This window comes from Massilia forsythiae (genome assembly GCF_012849555.1).
GTDB classification, from domain to species: Bacteria; Pseudomonadota; Gammaproteobacteria; order Burkholderiales; family Burkholderiaceae_D; genus Telluria; species Telluria forsythiae.
On record NZ_CP051685.1, the window covers coordinates 5,479,357 to 5,495,320 of the forward strand.

Below are 15,964 nucleotides of genomic sequence, written 5' to 3' on the forward strand. Positions count from 1 at the left end.
GACCATGAGGGAGCTGACCAAACCATGCGGGAGCCGAACAAAAATGAAGGAATTCGAACCCATGTCCAAATCCACGCATGGCGAACAGGCCGCCGGCCCTGCTCATCATGACGCCGACGCGGTGCCCAACGGCGCCAACGCTTGGGAGCGGCCCTCGGTGACGTTCAGGCTCACCGAGGAGCGACGCCGGGCGCTCCTCGCGTTGGCCCCCGAGTTGGGCATGCGCGCGAGCCCCACGGCCGCCATCGATTTCGCCATCGAGCGGGCGGCAGGCCTAGGCTTCGCCTCGTTCGATCGCGGCGCGGCCGAGGAGGATGCGCGCGATGCCTTTATGGACGAGTTGCGCGAGGTGCTGGCGGCATGCGCCGCTTTGCGAGCCGATAGCGGCGAGGCGCGCGCCTCGCTTGAGCGCATCGAAAGCCGGCTTGACGAACTGGGCGCCGAAGCTGAGCCAGCAAGAATCGCGCAGTCGCCAACCCATGGCGCGAGAGACAAAACGCCCACGTTGGGCGAATGGCTCAGCCGCGAAGCCGCGCCCAGCCTCGCCTGGGCCGTCGTCAAAGCGCGTTGGCTGGGCGCGGAATCGGCGGAGCCGGGCAAGGCAATGTCGAGGGTCGACGCTTGGGCGGCGGCGCCTGCGGACTTCGCTGAGAAAACGGCAAGCTTGGACACCGTGTTGATCGGCCCCGCCAGGCTTGGAGCGCTGGCCGCGTTTGAGAACGACGCAGTGGGGGTGCTGGTTTGTTCTCGCGGCGCGCAGGGGTGGATCGCCCGTCTGCACGCCATCGACGCGAAAGGAAAGCTGGGCCCTGAGCTCGACAGTTTCAACGCGTGACAGGCCACGCCGGCGCTTGGCGGCGCCCAAGTTGTCGCCGAGCCCCCTTTTCCATGGCGTTCAGGCGAGAGATCTGGCTTTGCGCAGCGCCATCCCCCACGCGATGGCCCATCGCGCCGATTGGCTTTTCTTGGTTGGGCAGTCGGTCGATCCCATGCGATCCATCGCCAGGCCCATGCGGTGGCGCGCGTAATCCTCCACGGTGGCCGCGCGCCGCTTGTTCGGTGGCGCGCCGCGCTTGAATACTTCATCTCTCACATCTTTCCTCCATTCCATGAGCATACGACGGAATGTTTTGAAGCAACGCGATTGCATGGTGGGAACGTGGCCTTTGGACAACGTCCGACATGTCGAATCGACATCGTCCTACGAAAATCAAAAGTGGCTGGACCGATAATGCGAACCACATACCTCAGCCGCGCCAGGACCTCGCGCTTTCATTATGGAAACCAACAATCGTTCGCTTCGGCGCGAATTTGCCCGTTTGGACAACGGGTGGCCAGAGTCCTACGCTTGGGCCATCGAACAAATGCCTTGTCCCGCTTATTGTTGTTCGCATGACGGCGCCGTCATCCACCGCAACGCCTCGGCCAAACGGATTTGGGGAGAGACGCAGCACAGCGCCCAAACTTCGCGCTGGGATGGATTCGCGGCGCTGCGCGATCTCGACGGCCAGCCCCTCGACAAAGACGACAGCCCCGCGGCGTTGGCCGCCGCGGGCGACTCCCCCGTCCCCACCGAATTGCTCGCCCTGTGCCAGGACGGACAGCTTCGGCGCGTGGTGATCCACGCCAAGCCCGTCTTCGACGAGCAAGGCGCGATCATGGGCGCGCTTTGCTGCCTCACCGACGTCAGCGAAAAGCGTCGCCTCCAAGAGCGCGCTCTTGGCGCGGCCAACGCTCGAGATGATTTCTTGGGCATGCTGGCGCACGAACTGCGAAACCCGTTGGCGCCGATCATGAGCATCGCCGGAGCGTTGCAGCTGTCGAACGCCGATCCCAAAATCGCCAAGATGGCCACCATCGTGCAACGGCAGACCAAGCAGCTGGCGCGCTTCATCACCGACTTGCTCGACGCTTCCCGCGTCGACTGCTTCTGCGATCTGCAGGTGGAGATTCGCGTCTGCACCGAAGACGACATCCTCGCTTTGGCGCTCGACGCGGTCGAGCCCGAAGTGCGCGCGCGCAAGCAGCGTTTGGTCGTCGAGGTCAACGACCGCGACGCGTCGCTGCGCTGCGACCCGGAGCGCGTCGCCCAAGCGTTGGGCAATGTGCTGCGCAACGCCAGCGCGTTCACGCCCGATGGCGAAGAGATTTGCCTGAGGGTGTTCGTCGAAGGCGACGTGCTGCGCGTTGAAGTGGTCGACTGCGGCGCGGGCATCGCCGCCGAAGATCTGCCGCACGTCTTCGAGCCGTTCGAGCGCCGCGCCGTGGCGCCGGGCCGGGCTCCCGAGGGAGCCGGCCTGGGGCTCACCATCGCCAAGGGCGTATGCGAAGCGCACGGCGGCTCGATCGACGTGCGCAGCGCCGGACTGGGGTTGGGGACCACCGTGTCCCTGGCTTTGCCTGTCGCCGTTGGCGCGGTTTGAGGGGTTGAAAGGCGCGCCCGCGCCGCGCGACGCATTGCGTCGCACACCAGTGCGTCAGGTGTATATCAAAAAAAGGCATGAACACACGTGATCATGTCGTTCGCCCGCGCCACAATCCGAGTCGCTGACGCAAGCAAGGTGTCCACGCCGCCGCCGCCACGGTCTCGCAGGCGCCGAGAACAACTTCGCCAGATGGACTCAGCCGCTGTTGCCAACGAACGTCCAGCCATCGCTCTCTTTCTTGAAGCGGCCGGTGCCTCGGCCGCCCACGGGGCTGTCGATTTCGCACGCGAAGCCGCCGAGCTCGGCTTTCACGCATTTGACCACCCTCACCTTCGCGAGTTCCTCTTTTTGGCTGTCGGCGGCCTCCTTGCCCATGGCGCGCTCCAACTGCCGCAACATCGCGTCCCGCACGTCTTTGTCGGTCGGCGCTGAATCGCCGCAGCCCGCCAGCGCCGCGCTCGCGGCAAGCGTGGCCAAGACGGCCGTGATACTTGATCGCTTCATGTTCACTCCTCGAAATATCGACTGGGTCAAGCGGCCACGCCGCCTTCGTTGATCTCCTGCCGCAGCAGCTCCATCCAGCGCTCGCGAGTCCGCGCGTCCTTCATCGCGACGCGCCATCCAGGCCGGTCGACATCTTTCACGGTCAAAAACAGCCCGGTGTTCGCGAGCGCGTCCCGCGCCATGCGAGCGTTCGCCCCGGCCGCCGCGACGCCGCTGGCGACGCCGAAAGCAGGGACGACTGCCCCGGCGCGCTCTTCGCGAATCGACCACTGACGAACTTGCTCATAGCGGTATTCTCGATACGAGCCGTCGGCCAGGACGGCCACGACGCGTTTCGCCTGGTTGAGCGCGATCCCCGTGCCTTCCTCCGCGTGGTCGAACCCGCGGTCTCCTGCGACTCCAATGGCCGCGAGCATTTGTTGGTGAAGCGCTTGGCGGCGCTTTGCCCGATTCATGGCGAACCACGCCAAGAATCCAGCCGGCGCCCAGCCCACCGCCAGCGTCACAAGCTTGGCGAATCCGCCGTCGGCGAACGGAACCAATGCGGACACGATCACCCCCACACTGCGAAGATCCCTGCGAGCAAACCCATCTTCTTCTCCTTATTCGTTACGGCGACACCGCCGCGCTGTAGAAACGCATACTAAACCAATTTAGTTGACAGTCAACCTTTAAAGTCCTTCAAAGCCTAAGGTGGACATCCGACTATTGAGGTCGGGAGGCAGCATGGAATCAAACTTCAACGCGCCGCGGCGCGACGAGCCCAACGCGGACGCGTTGCGCATTCGCAAAGCGATCGGGCAATCCATTGCCCGAGCAAGGCAGGACGCAAATTTGACGCAAGAAAGTGTCGCGGAGATGTTGGGGATTGGGCCCGAGGCGGTGTCGCGACTTGAGCGCGGCGTCGGCTCCATCACGGCGGAGCGCTTGGTGGTGTTGGCCCAGATGTTTGGGTGCCGATCCGACCAACTGTTGTTGGGCGCGAGCGAGCGTCCCGAAGATCAGGCCGGAGCGTTGTGGGCCATGCTTGACGGACTCTCAATCACGGATCGCGACTTCGTCCTTGGCAGCGTGGATCAATTGGTCGCCCATTTGCGGCGACGGGCAGAAAAAAACAGAGTCTAAGTCATCGGCCGTCCTAGTCAGCACGGTGAAAAAAACTTAAACTTCCTCTTGCGCGCCAAATCGGATCGGCGAGCTAGCTGTCGCTGCCACGGTCGAATTTTGACAGAATCGCGCGGTCAACTTCCAAGGCGAAAGTTTCCACCGCGGCCGCCAAATCCCGCGCATCCTGCGCGGTCAACGCAACCGGGCGCCCATCCTTGTCGCGTCCGCCGCGGTGGACGACGTCGTGGCGCTTGGCCAAAGCCTCCTCGAATGGGCGAAAACTGGGCGGCTTGATGCCCAAGCAAAATTCGAACAGCAGCGCGACCTTATCCCAACGACGCCATGCTAAATTTTGCAGGTAAAACATGACCCGAGCCTTGATCGCGTCATGCTGATCAAAGATCTGTCCAAGCCTCAACCACTGATCTTTCAAATCGGGGATGTTGGACACAGCGTTTTTGAGCGCTTCTCGATCGCTCCCAACCCAATACGCCATCGCCTCCCACAGATACCCTTCCAGAGCCGAAATGATCTCGCCAAAAGCCAGCCGCGGCAGTTGGGCCATGGCGGCCTCGTCGCCTCGAAGCGACAGCGCGCTCAACGCTTGCTCTAGCCTCGAACGCAATCGAAAAGAAGGGTCTTCCGGCTTGTCCAGTTCGAGTTCGAAACCGTCGTCTCGAGGCTGCGCGCCTCGGCGCGCCGGCGCCCACTGGCAAACGCCTTCGCGATCGAGTTCGCCAACCAACTCATCGATGACATCCTTGCCCACCACTGAGCCAAACCGGCGTCGCAGCTCTTCATGGGCATAGTATGGTCCGCCCCAAATCCAAAGATACCCGCCCGCCGCTTCGCGCGGCGTTTCGAATGCGGGATCGCAATACCGATTGAAAAACCACTCCCGCATCAACTCCACTTGCGCGACTGGACTAAGAATTCGCAACGCCGAGTCTTCTGGATCGAATGGCGTGCACAGTTCAGAGTCACTCAGGCGGATCGTCTCAGTAATCCGCCTTTCGATTGAGGGATAAATCTCCGTCAACATTTCAATGTCATTCATTCCCTGCATCAACCACTCCTCCAACCGGCCAATGATCAGCGTGTAGCCAGAAAGCCAAACGTCGCCATGATCCTGCTATCCGCCAAGCATGACGCGATGGATGAAAATAAGATCCCAACGCCTTTCCAACCCAGCATTTCCCTAAACACTCGGCATCGGCCGATCATCAAATTTCTCAAATATTCCGCGTCAAAAACATAGCATTGAAGCAGCCGACACGCCATGCGTCTTGCATTGTTTTACCAAAACGCAATGTTCAATATCCAATCGACGATAATGCTTCCAAGATTTTTCTTCGATGATGCAGTGAGCATGTTTTCGCGGAAAACTTATCTCGGCCAATATCTCCTTGCCAACGTATTTACGACATCTATACTGCATAAGCCAAGCCCGGCCTTATGTCATAAAGGGGATGCCATGCCACTCGAAATGAACAAGCCTTTTTCTTGGAAGAAAGCCCTTGAAGGCGCAGACGACAATGCATTGGCGGGCACCGCCATGCTCAACGATTTGCAGGGGAACATACTTAAAAGCCACGGCCGCATGCACAGCGTCAACATGTTCTTGGCTTTCGATCCAGATCGACGAGAGCAAGCGTTGACTTTTATCCGCCAAATCGGCCGCGAGGTGACGTCGTCCATGCACCAACTGATCACGACGGATCTGTTCAAAGCGGGCCAAACCAATTCCGGGCCTTACATTGGTTTCTTTCTGACGTCGAAAGGATACGATGTTCTTAGGAAGGAGGAAGCGAAACCCGAGGACGACGCCTTTCGCCAAGGAATGGATGGCCGACCGCTCGGCGATCCCAATCGTGAAAGGTGGGACCCGACGTTCACGAGGAACATACACGCCTTGCTGATTTTAGCTGCTGACAATGAAGAACGGCAGAAAGAGCTTCACAAGATTTATCAAAATCGCATCAATGATACTGACGCCGCAGTGGAAGAGATCGGTTGGGAGATCGGCTCCCCTCAGCTCAATGACGATGGCAATCCGTTGGAGCACTTCGGATACGTGGACGGCCGCAGCCAGCCTCTGGCGCTTGTCGAAGATATCGAGCGTGAAAAAAACGAGAATGGCGGCATCGGAAAATGGGACCCATCAATTCCGCTGAATCAACTTCTGGTTCGGTGTCCTGGAGGACAATCCGATCTCAGCTTTGGAAGCTATTTCGTTTTTCGAAAATTAGAGCAAAACGTGAAAGGATTTAAAGAAGCTGAAAAAGAGCTTGGACACACCCTTGGCGACATTGACGAGCGGGCCGGAGCGAGCGTCGTTGGACGTTTCGAAAACGGGACGCCAGTCGCCAAATTTGACGATGAGCAACCCGTCAAAGTCAGAGGCAACGCTGGCGTGCTAAACAACTTCAATTACACTGGCGACGAGGATGGGCTGAAATGCCCATTCGCCGCCCACATTAGAAAAACAAACCCGAGATCGGATGAAAAAAACTCCAAAAGCATGTTGATGGCTCGCCGCGGAGTGACCTATGGGAACAGAACTGATGGACCAAATGACGACAACATGGACACAAAGCCGACGACAAACGTTGGCTTGCTGTTCATGGCTTATCAAAGCAGCATTGAGAATCAGTTTGAAGCCACACAAACCCGCGCCAACAAGCCAATCTTTAATGAACATCACACTGGCATCGACCCTGTCATTGGCGTGGCCGTCATCGAAAACGCGGGCCTGACAAAGGACGATCAAAATAAGCAGATCTATCCCAAGATTTGGGGTAAGGAACTAAGCAAGCCGACCGAGTTTTTTGGGTTCGTCAAGATGAAAGGCGGAGAATACTTCTTCGCCCCGTCCATTTCGTTCTTGCGCAGCATTTGAGCAAAAGCTAGTCGCGCCGTCAGTCGGCGCGACTCTACTGGAATTCCGAAGTGAAGCCACCGCCTCACCGCGGAAAATGCTCAGAGTTATTCGGTTCTCTCAGGAGCCAAATTCGCATACCGCGAAGTCGTTTGGCCGTCTTTATGCTGCACCGTCCAACGCAACTCTTGTTCGGTCTTGATCGCTCCAGCTTCGATCATCTCGTGCTGTCGAATGCGGTCGATAGTCCGGCGCTCAAGATTCGACACGCTGCGAGCCCCCACCATGTCGGCGATCGCCACCGGCGACGCGGTGATGTTTTTGAGGACGCGCGAAATAAATGAACGACGGGTGTCGTGCATGTGAATATCCGTGAGGCCAGCGCGCTTCAATACCCGCTGAAAATTGGTCTTGAAGCCTTCGATCTTGTAGTGGAAAACCCGGTCGTCCACCTGTGGGATGGCCTTGAACGCTTCCCGAGCTTCCGGCAGCAAGATCACCATGCGATCCTCGCTGGCCTTGGTCTGGTCCGCATTTAGGTGGATAACCCCGCGGTCAAGGTCGACTTGCGACCAACGCAATCCAAGCAGCTCCGCGCGGCGCATGCCGGTGGAGATCGCCAGCGCGAAGATCATTGGCATCTCAGGGTTGCGGCACTTGCGCAGCTCGGCGAGCAGCGCCTCCTCCTCGGCGTCACTAATGATGCGCCGGCGCCGCCGCTCGCCGCCTTTGAGCTTGGATTTGTCGGCCTGCACAAACGGGTTGTAGCCGTTCAGGCGCTTCCAAGCCTTGTTGTCAGTGTAGCGCAGCTTGTTAACCACGGACTGCAAGGCATAGATGTCGCGCTTGATCGTGCTGTTGGCCTTCCCGGCGCGAAGCCTGGCGTTGATATATTCCGTGGTCTCTTGCTCGGTCAGGTCGTCGATGTAGAAGTCACCAATCGGCTTCTCGTCGTAGCCTTTGGCAAATTGCCTCAGCGACGCTAGCGGACCCGAAGGAACGACATGTCCCGGCTTAATGTAGGGGACGCGCACCGTCTTACAAAATTCCAGACGAGCCTTGGCGGCTTTGGCGGTGACGCGCTCCTTGTCGACTTCGCTTTCGAGCTTGCCGTTGACGTAGGCTCGCAGGTAGCTGTCGATCGCGTGGGAGAGCGTGCAGCGCCCTTCTTTAATAAACTCCGCCGCGAGGCGCTCGACCTCGTCGACCACGAGGCTCGCGCGGTCGCGGCCCTGGGCGATCAACAGCCGGCCTTGAGGCGTCTTGGTGTCTTCAAGGAAGAGCTTGGCGCGCTCCAAATCGGAAAAAGAGCGGTCGACGACGAAGTCGCCCCGCTCAACTCGGACTCGATAACGGATGGATCTTGATTTGTCGGCGTTTTTCCAGTCGATGACTCGGATGCCGCGAGGGATGGTTGCAGCCATTTGTCAGCCTTTGGCGTTGGTGGAATCGTTTGTCGAATTCCCCTACTTTTTTCACCAAAAGCCTGTTCGGCCGCCGCTTAAAACCACTGCCTGATCAAGCCAAGCCTTTGATTCTAAACATGTATCCTGGTGGGCGGTGCAAGTTTCGAACTTGCGACCCCAGCAGTGTGAATGCTGTGCTCTACCCCTGAGCTAACCGCCCTACTTTTACTGCTTTGCTGCGAATGTGTCGCTGCAATGACGAGCATTATAGGGGGAGTTTTGCGTTTTGTCACGCTTGTGGAGAATATTTTCTCCAAAGGCATTCTCCCTTGACCCCTTTGTCGAGCGCGGCCAGCACCTTGTCGTGCTCGGACAGCTCGTCCGCGCTGGAGGCGATCACCAGGATCTCGCCCAGCGGACCGGCATCGGCCAGTTGGCTGCCGGCGCTTTCCTCGACCTCGACGTCCATCGACAGCATGTTCTGGCCGCGCGTCATCGACAGGTAGACGTCGGCCAGCAGCTCCGAGTCCAGCAGTGCGCCGTGCAGTTTGCGGTGGGCGTTGGAGACGCCGTAGCGGTCGCACAGCGCGTCCAGCGAGTTGCGCTTGCCGGGATGCAGTTCCTTGGCGTGCACCAGGGTGTCGATCAAGCCGCTGCAATGGTCGATGAAGGACGGCAGTCCGACGCGCTGGAACTCGTGGTTCAGGAAGCCCAGGTCGAACGGCGCGTTGTGGATGATGATTTCCGCGCCCTGCACGAACTCGCGCAGCTCGTGGGCGATCTCGTGGAATTTCGGCTTGTCGCTGAGGAACTCGGTGGTCAGGCCGTGCACCGCCAGCGCCGCCTCGTCCGAGTCGCGCTCGGGATTGATGTAGCGGTGGAAGTTGTTGCCGGTAAGTTTGCGGTTGAGGAGTTCGACGCAGCCGACCTCAATGATGCGGTCGCCGGTGCGGGGATTCAGGCCGGTGGTTTCGGTATCGAGAACGATTTGGCGCATATGCGGTTCACCCAATCAAAAGCGTGAAAAAAGACCTTGCAGTATACCAAGCGGCGCCTGTCAGCGCTTGACCGAGGCCGCGCCCATGTTGGCCAGCAGATCGGCCCGTTCGTTGCCGGGATGGCCGTTGTGGCCGCGCACCCAGCGCCATTCGACGGCGTGCTGCGCCTGGGCGCTGTCGAGCGCCTTCCACAGGTCGTCGTTCTTGACCGGCTCCTTGGCCGCCGTCTTCCAGCCGCGCGCCTTCCAGCCGTGGATCCATTCCGAGATGCCCTTCTGCACGTACTGGCTGTCGGTATGCAGCACCACCTGGCACGGCCGGTTCAGGACGCCGAGCGCCTCGATCACGGCGCGCAGCTCCATGCGGTTGTTGGTGGTGTTCGGCTCGCCGCCGAAGATTTCCTTTTCGTGGCGGCCGTCGGCCACCAGCAGCGCACCCCAGCCGCCGGTGCCCGGATTGCCTTTGCAGGCGCCGTCGGTGAAGATCTCAACTTTGGTCATGCTGCGTTACTTTCATTCTGGTGTTGATCGTGTTGCTTGCGTTCGTTGCGGTTGGCCGCCGGCACCGCTTGCGGCGCCTTGCTGGCTTTCTTGTTCCAGGCCGGGCCGATGATCGTCATGCCCTTGACGCGCTTGATCGCGTGCACGACGTAGACCGCGCCCAGGTAGGGCCACCAGCGCTGGCCGGCGCCCTCGGCGAAGGCGAAGCGGTCGAGCCACTTGGCGGTGCGCAGCGGCGGCGCGTAGCAGCCGAAGTGGTTGCGGGTGGCGCCGAGGTTCAGCAATTTTAACCAGTCTTTCAGGCGCGGCAAAGAAATGAACTCGCCGGCGGCCGGCAGGTAGTCGCTGCTGGTGATGCGTCCCATGCCCTGGCGGATGCCCCACAGGCTGGCCGGGTTGAAGCCGCACACGATCAGCTGGCCTTCCGGAATCAGTACGCGCTCGACCTCGCGCAGCACCTGGTGCGGCTCGGCCGCGAATTCGAGCACGTGCGGCAGCACCACCAGGTCCAGGCTCTGCGAGGCGAACGGCAGGTCGGCGAAGTCGAGCGCGACCGCGACCTGGCGGCCGGCGGCGGCATAGGCCAGTTCGTCCGCGCTTGAGAGGCGCGTGGCTGCCTGCCACTTGTTGGGCATGCGGCTGGCGGCCAGCGCGTCCAGCTGCGGTACGCCGATCTGGACCGCGTTGAAGCCGAAGATGTCGGCGGTCAGCTTGTCCAGGCACGCCTGTTCCCAGGCGCGCACGTAGGCACCCGCCGGCGATTGCAGCCAGCGCTCGAGCGCTATAATGGATTTTTCGGATGCTGCGCTGTCCATGCCACCCCTACCCTGATGCCGAATTGACGTCCCCATGAACCCATCGCCGACCCCTGCGCACAACAAGCTGGCCGTCCTGACGGTCCCTGCATTCAAGGACAATTACCTGTGGCTCATCCATGATGGCGCGCATGCGGCGGTCGTCGACCCCGGCGATGCCGATCCCATCCTCGAGGCCCTGGCGGCGCATGGGCTCACCCTCACCGCCATTCTACTCACCCATCATCATGCTGACCATATCGGCGGCGTGCCGCGCCTGCTGGAACATGCCGATGTGCCGGTATTCGGGCCGCGCAACGACGGCATCGACGCGGTGACGCAACCACTGGGCGAAGGCGAGCGCATCACGGTGCCGGGCATCGGTCTCGACCTGCGCGTGCTCGACGTGCCCGGCCATACGCTCGGCCACATTGCCTACGTGCGCGACGAGCCCGGCGCCGCCTGGCTGTTCTGCGGCGACACCCTGTTCGGCGCCGGCTGCGGACGCCTGTTCGAAGGCACGCCGGCGCAGATGGCGGACTCGCTGGCCAAGCTGGCGGCATTGCCGGACGATACGCTGGTGTATTGCGCGCACGAGTACACGCTGTCGAACCTGCGCTTCGCGCAGCAGGTCGAGCCGGGCAACCGGGCGCTGCAGATGCGCATCGTGGCCGACAACCAGGCGCGCGGCACCAATTTGCCGACCATTCCATCGACCATCGCGATCGAAAAGGCGACCAATCCCTTCTTGCGGGCGGACGAGCCGGCGATCGTGGAGAGCCTGGTCGAAGTGGGCCGTTTGCAGCCGGGCGCGGATGCGCTGGCGGCGTTTACCGCCTTGCGCGAGTGGAAGAACGTGTTTTGATGCAGGGGGCAGACGGCGTAGGCCGTGCGCGCGGCACGAACCTCGGCGCGTAGGGTGGACGGCGCTACCGCACGGCGTGCGCAACGCCAGCCTGGCCGCCGTCCACGCGTCCGGCCGGCGTCACCCAGTCGTCAGATTTCCTCGTACAGCGGCAAGGTCAGGAACTCGGCAAAGTCTTCCGAGGTCGACATCTGCTCGAAGATCTCGGCCGCGCGCGCATAGGTCGGGTTGGCGCCGTCCGGCGTATCCCCCTTCACCTTGGCCAGCTCTTCCGGAATCATCGCCCGCACCATGTCGGCCGTGACCTTGCGGCCGTCGTCCAGCACGCCCTTGGGCGAGCGGATCCATTGCCACACCTGCGAGCGGCTGATCTCGGCCGTGGCGGCGTCTTCCATCAGGTTGTGGATCGGCACGCAGCCATTGCCGGCCAGCCAGGCGCCCAGGTAGTGGATGCCGACGTTGATGTTGTAGCGCAGGCCGGCCTCGGTGATCGGCGCTTCCGGTTTGAAGTCGAGCAATTGCGCGGCAGTCACCTCGACGTCCGGACGCTGCTTGTCGAACTGGTTCGGCCGCTCGCCCAGCACCTTCCTGAATTCGGTCATGGCCGGCTCGACCAGGCCCGGGTGCGCCACCCAGCCGCCGTCGTAGCCGTCGGTGGCGTCGCGCGACTTGTCGCCGCGCACGCCGGCCATCGCCGTCTCGTTCTTTTCCGGATCGGATTTAATCGGAATCAGGGCCGACATGCCGCCGATCGCCGGCGCACCGCGCTTGTGGCAGGTCTTCAACAGCAGCAGCGCATAGGCGCGCATGAACGGCGCCGTCATCGTCACCTTGGGCCGGTCGGCCAGGCAGAAATTCTTGTCCAGCTTGAATTTCTTGATGCACGAGAAGATGTAGTCCCAGCGTCCGGCGTTCAGGCCGGCGCTGTGCTCGCGCAGTTCGTACAGGATCTCGTCCATCTCGAAGGCGGCCAGAATGGTCTCGATCAACACGGTCGCCTTGATCGTGCCCTGCGGCAGGCCGAGTTCGTCCTGCGTCATCACGAAGATGTCGTTCCACAGGCGCGCTTCCAGGTGCGATTCCATCTTCGGCAGGTAGAAGTACGGGCCGGCGCCGCGCGCCAGCTGCTCCTTGGCGTTATGGAACATGAACAGGGCGAAGTCGAAGATGCCGCCCGAGATGCGCTTGCCGTCCACCAGCACGTGCTTTTCGTCGAGGTGCCAGCCGCGCGGACGCACGACCAGGGTCGCGACCTTATCGTTCAACTTGTACTGCTTGCCGTTCTGCTCCAGCGAGATGGTGCCGCGCACGGCGTCGCGCATGTTCAGCTGACCGGTGAGCTGGTTGTGCCAGTTGGGCGTGTTCGAATCCTCGAAGTCGGTCATGTAGCTGTCGGCGCCCGAGTTCAGGGCGTTGATGACCATCTTGCGCTCGACCGGGCCGGTGATCTCGACGCGGCGGCATTGCAGCGCCTGCGGGATCGGCGCCACCTGCCAGTCGCCTTCGCGGATATGGGCGGTCTCGGGCAGGAAGTCGGGACGCTCGCCGGCATCCAGGCGCCTGGCGCGCTCGACGCGGGCGGCCAGCAATTGCTGGCGGCGCGGCTCGAACTCACGGCTCAGCTTGGCGATCAGGTCGAGCGCTTGCGGCACGAGAATGCGTTCGTAGCCCGGCGCGATCGCGCCGCGGATTTCCATTCCTGCTGGGGTGGCGATGGTCATTGCATGCTCCTGTTCTGTGATGGATGGATTCGGTTGCTTGGCGTTTGCCCTGGCATCCAGTATATTCACTTCTGCCCATCTAAACGAGACAAAAAATCACTTCATCTATGCGTTTTTGTCACAGATAAAACACCATACACTGCCAAGCCATGGGACAGTTCCGCCAGATCTCCACCTTCGTCGAAGTCGTCGCCCGCGGCAGCCTGTCGGCCGCGGCGCGCGCCGAAGGCATCGCCCCGGCCATGATCGGACGGCGCCTGGATGCACTGGAGGCGCGCCTCGGGGTCAAACTGCTCCAGCGCACCACGCGCAAGCTGGCGCTGACCGACGAGGGCGCTGCCTTCCTGGAAGACTGCCAGCGCATCCTGGCCGAGCTGGCGGAAGCGGAAAGCGCGGTATCCGAGCGCAGCGCGCGCGCCAGCGGCCATTTGCTGGTATCGGCGCCGGCCGGCTTCGGACGGCGCCACGTGGCGCCGCTGCTGCCCTCGTTCCTGGCCGAGCACCGCCAAGTCAGCGTCGACCTCGACCTGAACGACCGCGTGGTCGACGTCGTCGGTGAAGGGGTGGACGTGGCGATCCGCATCGCCAGCCTCTCGGATTCCAACTTGGTGGGCGTGAAACTGGCCGCCAACCAGCGCGTGGTGGTGGCGGCGCCGGCCTACCTGAAGCGCCACGGCACGCCACGCACGCTGGACGAACTGGCGCGCCACCAGTGCCTGGCGATCGGCGGCGCCGGCAGCCAGCGCGGCTGGACCTTCCGCGACGGCGGGCGCATCGTCACGCTGAAGGTGGGCGGCAACATGGCCTGCAACGACGGCGCCGTGCTGCACGAGTGGGCACTGGCGGGCCGCGGCCTGGCCTGGCGTTCGCTGTGGGAAGTGGGCGCCGACATCGCCGCCGGCCGCCTGGTGGCGTTGCTGGAGCAGCACGCGGCGCCGGGCAACGATATCCACGCGGTATTCGCCCAGCGCCGTCATTTGCCGCTGCGTATCCGCGCCTTCGTGGATTTCCTGCGCCATGCCTATGCGCAGCCGGATTACTGGGGCGCAGTCGGCTGAAACAAAGCGGCGTGCGGCCATTGATTGAACAGCCAATGAGCAGGCAAAAAAAATCCCCGGGGAACCCGAGGATTTTTTGCCTACATGCAGCGCTTCAAATTACAGCGGCTGGATGTTCGACGCTTGTTTGCCCTTCGGGCCCGAGGTCACGTCGAACGAGACGCGCTGGTTCTCCTGCAGCGACTTGAAGCCGGCGCTCTGGATAGCCGAGAAGTGAGCAAACAGATCTTCGCCGCCTTCGTCCGGGGTGATGAAGCCAAAGCCCTTGGAGTCATTGAACCATTTTACGATGCCAGTTGCCATTACAATTTCCTATTTCAGTTAAAGTGGACTATTGTCCGTTTACGATCGTTTGAAGAAGCAAGAAACAAATGACAGACTAACTGCACTGCTACCTCGAATCCAACGATCCCGTATTATACCGAATAAAACCCGGCACACGCAGTTTTCACGAAAATTAAAACACCAGATTCGTTGCCGGATTCCTGACGTTCCCAGAACCAACTTTACGCCCCTGCTTTCGTGTCCGCCGCAAGCAGAAATATAAGTTATCGATGGGGGATAAGTTTGTCTTGGATCAAACGGCTCGGACCTGGGATTTGTGCCCGGGATCTATACAACAGTCTCGTCGTTAGGATAGGCGGATTTCGGATCATGCAGTCCCCAGGCCACGAAGGCATCCACGGCGCCCAGCCAGTCGTCCCAGTCGCCCGCGGCGACGGCATCGAAGGTGGTGAACACGCGCAGGCGCTGCTCGAGCAGGCGCGCCTGCTGGCCGAGCGCGCGAAAGCCGAAGGTGGCGCTCGATCCGGCCAGCGTATGCAGCAGCGCCTGCATCTCGTCCAGCGGCGCGCCGTGCGGACACGCGGGGTCGAAGGCGTGGCGCGCCGCCGCCAGCCGCGCCAGCGTATGCGGCAGGCTGGCGGCGAACTTGTCGTTCAGTTGCGCCAGGCGGGCGAAAAATTGGGCGTCGGCGCCGTCGGCGCCGTCCTGCATGCGTTGTCCTTCCAGCACGGTCGGCCGCCGTTTACTTGGTGCCGAAGATGCGGTCGCCGGCATCGCCCAGGCCCGGGATGATGTAGGCGTGGTCGTTCAGGTGGCTGTCGAGCGAGGCCACGTACAGCTTCACGTCCGGATGCGACTTGCGGAACACTTCCACGCCCTCCGGCGCCGCCACCAGCGCCAGGAAGATGATCTGGTCGTCGGGCACGCCGCGCTTCTTGAGCACGTCGACCGCGTACACCGCCGAATTGCCGGTGGCCACCATCGGATCGCACAGGATGAACGTGCGGTCGACCGTGTCCGGCAGGCGCACCAGGTATTCCACCGGCTGGTGGGTGGCGGGGTCGCGGAACACGCCGATGTGGCCGACGCGCGCCGACGGCACCAGCTCCAGCAGGCCGTCGCTCATGCCGATGCCTGCGCGCAGGATCGGCACGATGGCCAGCTTCTTGCCGGCGATGACCGGGGCGTCGATGCTCATCAGCGGGGTGTCGATGCGGTGCGTGGTCAGCGGCAGGTCGCGCGTGATTTCGTAACCCATCAGCAGGGTGATCTCCTTGAGCAGCTCGCGGAAGGTGCGGGTCGAGGTGCCGCGGTCGCGCATGTGCGACAGCTTGTGCTGGATCAGGGGATGGTTCAGGATGAACAGGTTAGGAAAGCGCGGATCTTGTTTCATTGTCATGGAACATCATAGTGTGGACGTAT

Annotated in this window: 18 protein-coding genes and 1 tRNA gene; 6 read left to right on the forward strand and 13 right to left on the reverse strand. The window is 61.8% G+C overall.

Features of this window, described 5'->3' with window-relative positions; translation table 11 throughout:
- Nucleotides 1-43 precede the first annotated feature (43 nt).
- Complete coding sequence (locus tag HH212_RS22960; protein ID WP_170204611.1) at nt 44-835, forward strand: hypothetical protein; 792 nt, start codon at nt 44-46, stop codon at nt 833-835.
- A 60-nt stretch (nt 836-895) separates the two neighbouring features.
- On the opposite strand, the gene HH212_RS22965 is transcribed toward HH212_RS22960, so the two are convergent.
- A complete protein-coding gene (locus HH212_RS22965) occupies nt 896-1,150 on the reverse strand; it encodes a hypothetical protein (protein ID WP_170204612.1) in 255 nt (84 codons plus the stop codon).
- Between the two features lie 127 nt (nt 1,151-1,277).
- Between HH212_RS22965 and HH212_RS22970 the strand changes: the two genes are divergently transcribed.
- Nucleotides 1,278-2,423 carry a PAS domain-containing sensor histidine kinase gene (locus HH212_RS22970; RefSeq protein ID WP_170204613.1) on the forward strand — a complete coding sequence of 382 codons (1,146 nt, stop codon included), beginning with the start codon at nt 1,278-1,280 and terminating at the stop codon, nt 2,421-2,423.
- Nucleotides 2,424-2,621: 198 nt separating this feature from the next.
- Here HH212_RS22970 and HH212_RS22975 read toward each other — a convergent pair whose 3' ends face one another.
- On the reverse strand, nt 2,622-2,930 hold the full coding sequence (locus HH212_RS22975; RefSeq protein ID WP_170204614.1) for a hypothetical protein: 309 nt from the start codon (nt 2,928-2,930) through the stop codon (nt 2,622-2,624).
- Between the two features lie 26 nt (nt 2,931-2,956).
- Nucleotides 2,957-3,487, reverse strand: coding sequence for a DUF4755 domain-containing protein (locus HH212_RS22980; RefSeq protein WP_170204615.1), 531 nt, complete (start codon nt 3,485-3,487; stop codon nt 2,957-2,959).
- A gap of 169 nt (nt 3,488-3,656) precedes the next feature.
- Between HH212_RS22980 and HH212_RS22985 the strand changes: the two genes are divergently transcribed.
- The gene (locus HH212_RS22985; RefSeq protein ID WP_170204616.1) at nt 3,657-4,055 is read left to right on the forward strand and encodes a helix-turn-helix domain-containing protein; all 399 of its coding nucleotides are present in this window, start codon (nt 3,657-3,659) and stop codon (nt 4,053-4,055) included.
- A 73-nt stretch (nt 4,056-4,128) separates the two neighbouring features.
- On the opposite strand, the gene HH212_RS22990 is transcribed toward HH212_RS22985, so the two are convergent.
- The gene (locus HH212_RS22990) at nt 4,129-5,094 is read right to left on the reverse strand and encodes a hypothetical protein (protein ID WP_170204617.1); all 966 of its coding nucleotides are present in this window, start codon (nt 5,092-5,094) and stop codon (nt 4,129-4,131) included.
- Between the two features lie 222 nt (nt 5,095-5,316).
- On the opposite strand from HH212_RS22990, the gene HH212_RS22995 reads away from it, so the two are divergent.
- Entirely contained in the window at nt 5,317-6,936 is a 1,620-nt protein-coding gene (locus HH212_RS22995) for a Dyp-type peroxidase (protein ID WP_170204618.1), read from the forward strand.
- An 86-nt stretch (nt 6,937-7,022) separates the two neighbouring features.
- On the opposite strand, the gene HH212_RS23000 is transcribed toward HH212_RS22995, so the two are convergent.
- From HH212_RS23000 to HH212_RS23020, 5 genes are all read right to left on the reverse strand, one after another.
- Nucleotides 7,023-8,339 carry a site-specific integrase gene (locus HH212_RS23000; RefSeq protein WP_170204619.1) on the reverse strand — a complete coding sequence of 439 codons (1,317 nt, stop codon included), beginning with the start codon at nt 8,337-8,339 and terminating at the stop codon, nt 7,023-7,025.
- A gap of 127 nt (nt 8,340-8,466) precedes the next feature.
- Nucleotides 8,467-8,541, reverse strand: a tRNA-Val gene (locus HH212_RS23005).
- A 69-nt stretch (nt 8,542-8,610) separates the two neighbouring features.
- Nucleotides 8,611-9,318, reverse strand: coding sequence for a DNA polymerase III subunit epsilon (dnaQ, locus tag HH212_RS23010; protein ID WP_170204620.1), 708 nt, complete (start codon nt 9,316-9,318; stop codon nt 8,611-8,613).
- Between the two features lie 60 nt (nt 9,319-9,378).
- The gene (rnhA, locus tag HH212_RS23015; protein ID WP_170204621.1) at nt 9,379-9,819 is read right to left on the reverse strand and encodes a ribonuclease HI; all 441 of its coding nucleotides are present in this window, start codon (nt 9,817-9,819) and stop codon (nt 9,379-9,381) included.
- Nucleotides 9,816-10,634: a class I SAM-dependent methyltransferase gene (locus HH212_RS23020; RefSeq protein ID WP_170204622.1), complete on the reverse strand. Its 819-nt coding sequence runs from the start codon at nt 10,632-10,634 to the stop codon at nt 9,816-9,818. The genes rnhA and HH212_RS23020 overlap by 4 nt, the downstream gene beginning before the upstream one ends.
- A 34-nt stretch (nt 10,635-10,668) precedes the next feature.
- Here HH212_RS23020 and gloB point away from each other — a divergent pair, with 34 nt between their 5' ends.
- Entirely contained in the window at nt 10,669-11,478 is an 810-nt protein-coding gene (gene gloB, locus HH212_RS23025) for a hydroxyacylglutathione hydrolase (protein WP_170204623.1), read from the forward strand.
- Between the two features lie 131 nt (nt 11,479-11,609).
- Here gloB and aceB read toward each other — a convergent pair whose 3' ends face one another.
- Complete coding sequence (aceB, locus tag HH212_RS23030; protein ID WP_170204624.1) at nt 11,610-13,199, reverse strand: malate synthase A; 1,590 nt, start codon at nt 13,197-13,199, stop codon at nt 11,610-11,612.
- 149 nt (nt 13,200-13,348) lie between these two features.
- Between aceB and HH212_RS23035 the strand changes: the two genes are divergently transcribed.
- Nucleotides 13,349-14,257 (forward strand): LysR family transcriptional regulator, encoded by a 909-nt coding sequence (locus tag HH212_RS23035; RefSeq protein WP_170204625.1) that lies wholly within the window; start codon nt 13,349-13,351, stop codon nt 14,255-14,257.
- 99 nt (nt 14,258-14,356) lie between these two features.
- Here the strand turns inward: HH212_RS23035 and HH212_RS23040 are convergent, their stop codons facing one another.
- The 3 genes from HH212_RS23040 to upp form a co-directional block, all read right to left on the reverse strand.
- Nucleotides 14,357-14,560: a cold-shock protein gene (locus tag HH212_RS23040; protein WP_050408059.1), complete on the reverse strand. Its 204-nt coding sequence runs from the start codon at nt 14,558-14,560 to the stop codon at nt 14,357-14,359.
- A gap of 309 nt (nt 14,561-14,869) precedes the next feature.
- Complete coding sequence (locus HH212_RS23045) at nt 14,870-15,253, reverse strand: Hpt domain-containing protein (protein ID WP_170204626.1); 384 nt, start codon at nt 15,251-15,253, stop codon at nt 14,870-14,872.
- A gap of 31 nt (nt 15,254-15,284) precedes the next feature.
- A complete protein-coding gene (gene upp, locus HH212_RS23050; RefSeq protein WP_170205630.1) occupies nt 15,285-15,935 on the reverse strand; it encodes a uracil phosphoribosyltransferase in 651 nt (216 codons plus the stop codon).
- Nucleotides 15,936-15,964: the final 29 nt, after the last annotated feature.

Coding starts and splice junctions, on each gene's coding strand:
- upp (WP_170205630.1), bottom strand. CDS start 15,935: ATGAAACAAGATCCGCGCTTTCCTAACCTGTTCATCCTGAACCATCCC.
- HH212_RS22970 (WP_170204613.1), top strand. CDS start 1,278: ATGGAAACCAACAATCGTTCGCTTCGGCGCGAATTTGCCCGTTTGGAC.
- HH212_RS22990 (WP_170204617.1), bottom strand. CDS start 5,094: ATGAATGACATTGAAATGTTGACGGAGATTTATCCCTCAATCGAAAGG.
- HH212_RS22995 (WP_170204618.1), top strand. CDS start 5,317: ATGCGTCTTGCATTGTTTTACCAAAACGCAATGTTCAATATCCAATCG.
- HH212_RS22965 (WP_170204612.1), bottom strand. CDS start 1,150: ATGCAATCGCGTTGCTTCAAAACATTCCGTCGTATGCTCATGGAATGG.
- aceB (WP_170204624.1), bottom strand. CDS start 13,199: ATGACCATCGCCACCCCAGCAGGAATGGAAATCCGCGGCGCGATCGCG.
- HH212_RS23040 (WP_050408059.1), bottom strand. CDS start 14,560: ATGGCAACTGGCATCGTAAAATGGTTCAATGACTCCAAGGGCTTTGGC.
- dnaQ (WP_170204620.1), bottom strand. CDS start 9,318: ATGCGCCAAATCGTTCTCGATACCGAAACCACCGGCCTGAATCCCCGC.
- rnhA (WP_170204621.1), bottom strand. CDS start 9,819: ATGACCAAAGTTGAGATCTTCACCGACGGCGCCTGCAAAGGCAATCCG.
- HH212_RS22985 (WP_170204616.1), top strand. CDS start 3,657: ATGGAATCAAACTTCAACGCGCCGCGGCGCGACGAGCCCAACGCGGAC.
- HH212_RS23000 (WP_170204619.1), bottom strand. CDS start 8,339: ATGGCTGCAACCATCCCTCGCGGCATCCGAGTCATCGACTGGAAAAAC.
- HH212_RS23045 (WP_170204626.1), bottom strand. CDS start 15,253: ATGCAGGACGGCGCCGACGGCGCCGACGCCCAATTTTTCGCCCGCCTG.
- HH212_RS22975 (WP_170204614.1), bottom strand. CDS start 2,930: ATGAAGCGATCAAGTATCACGGCCGTCTTGGCCACGCTTGCCGCGAGC.
- HH212_RS22960 (WP_170204611.1), top strand. CDS start 44: ATGAAGGAATTCGAACCCATGTCCAAATCCACGCATGGCGAACAGGCC.
- HH212_RS23035 (WP_170204625.1), top strand. CDS start 13,349: ATGGGACAGTTCCGCCAGATCTCCACCTTCGTCGAAGTCGTCGCCCGC.
- HH212_RS23020 (WP_170204622.1), bottom strand. CDS start 10,634: ATGGACAGCGCAGCATCCGAAAAATCCATTATAGCGCTCGAGCGCTGG.
- gloB (WP_170204623.1), top strand. CDS start 10,669: ATGAACCCATCGCCGACCCCTGCGCACAACAAGCTGGCCGTCCTGACG.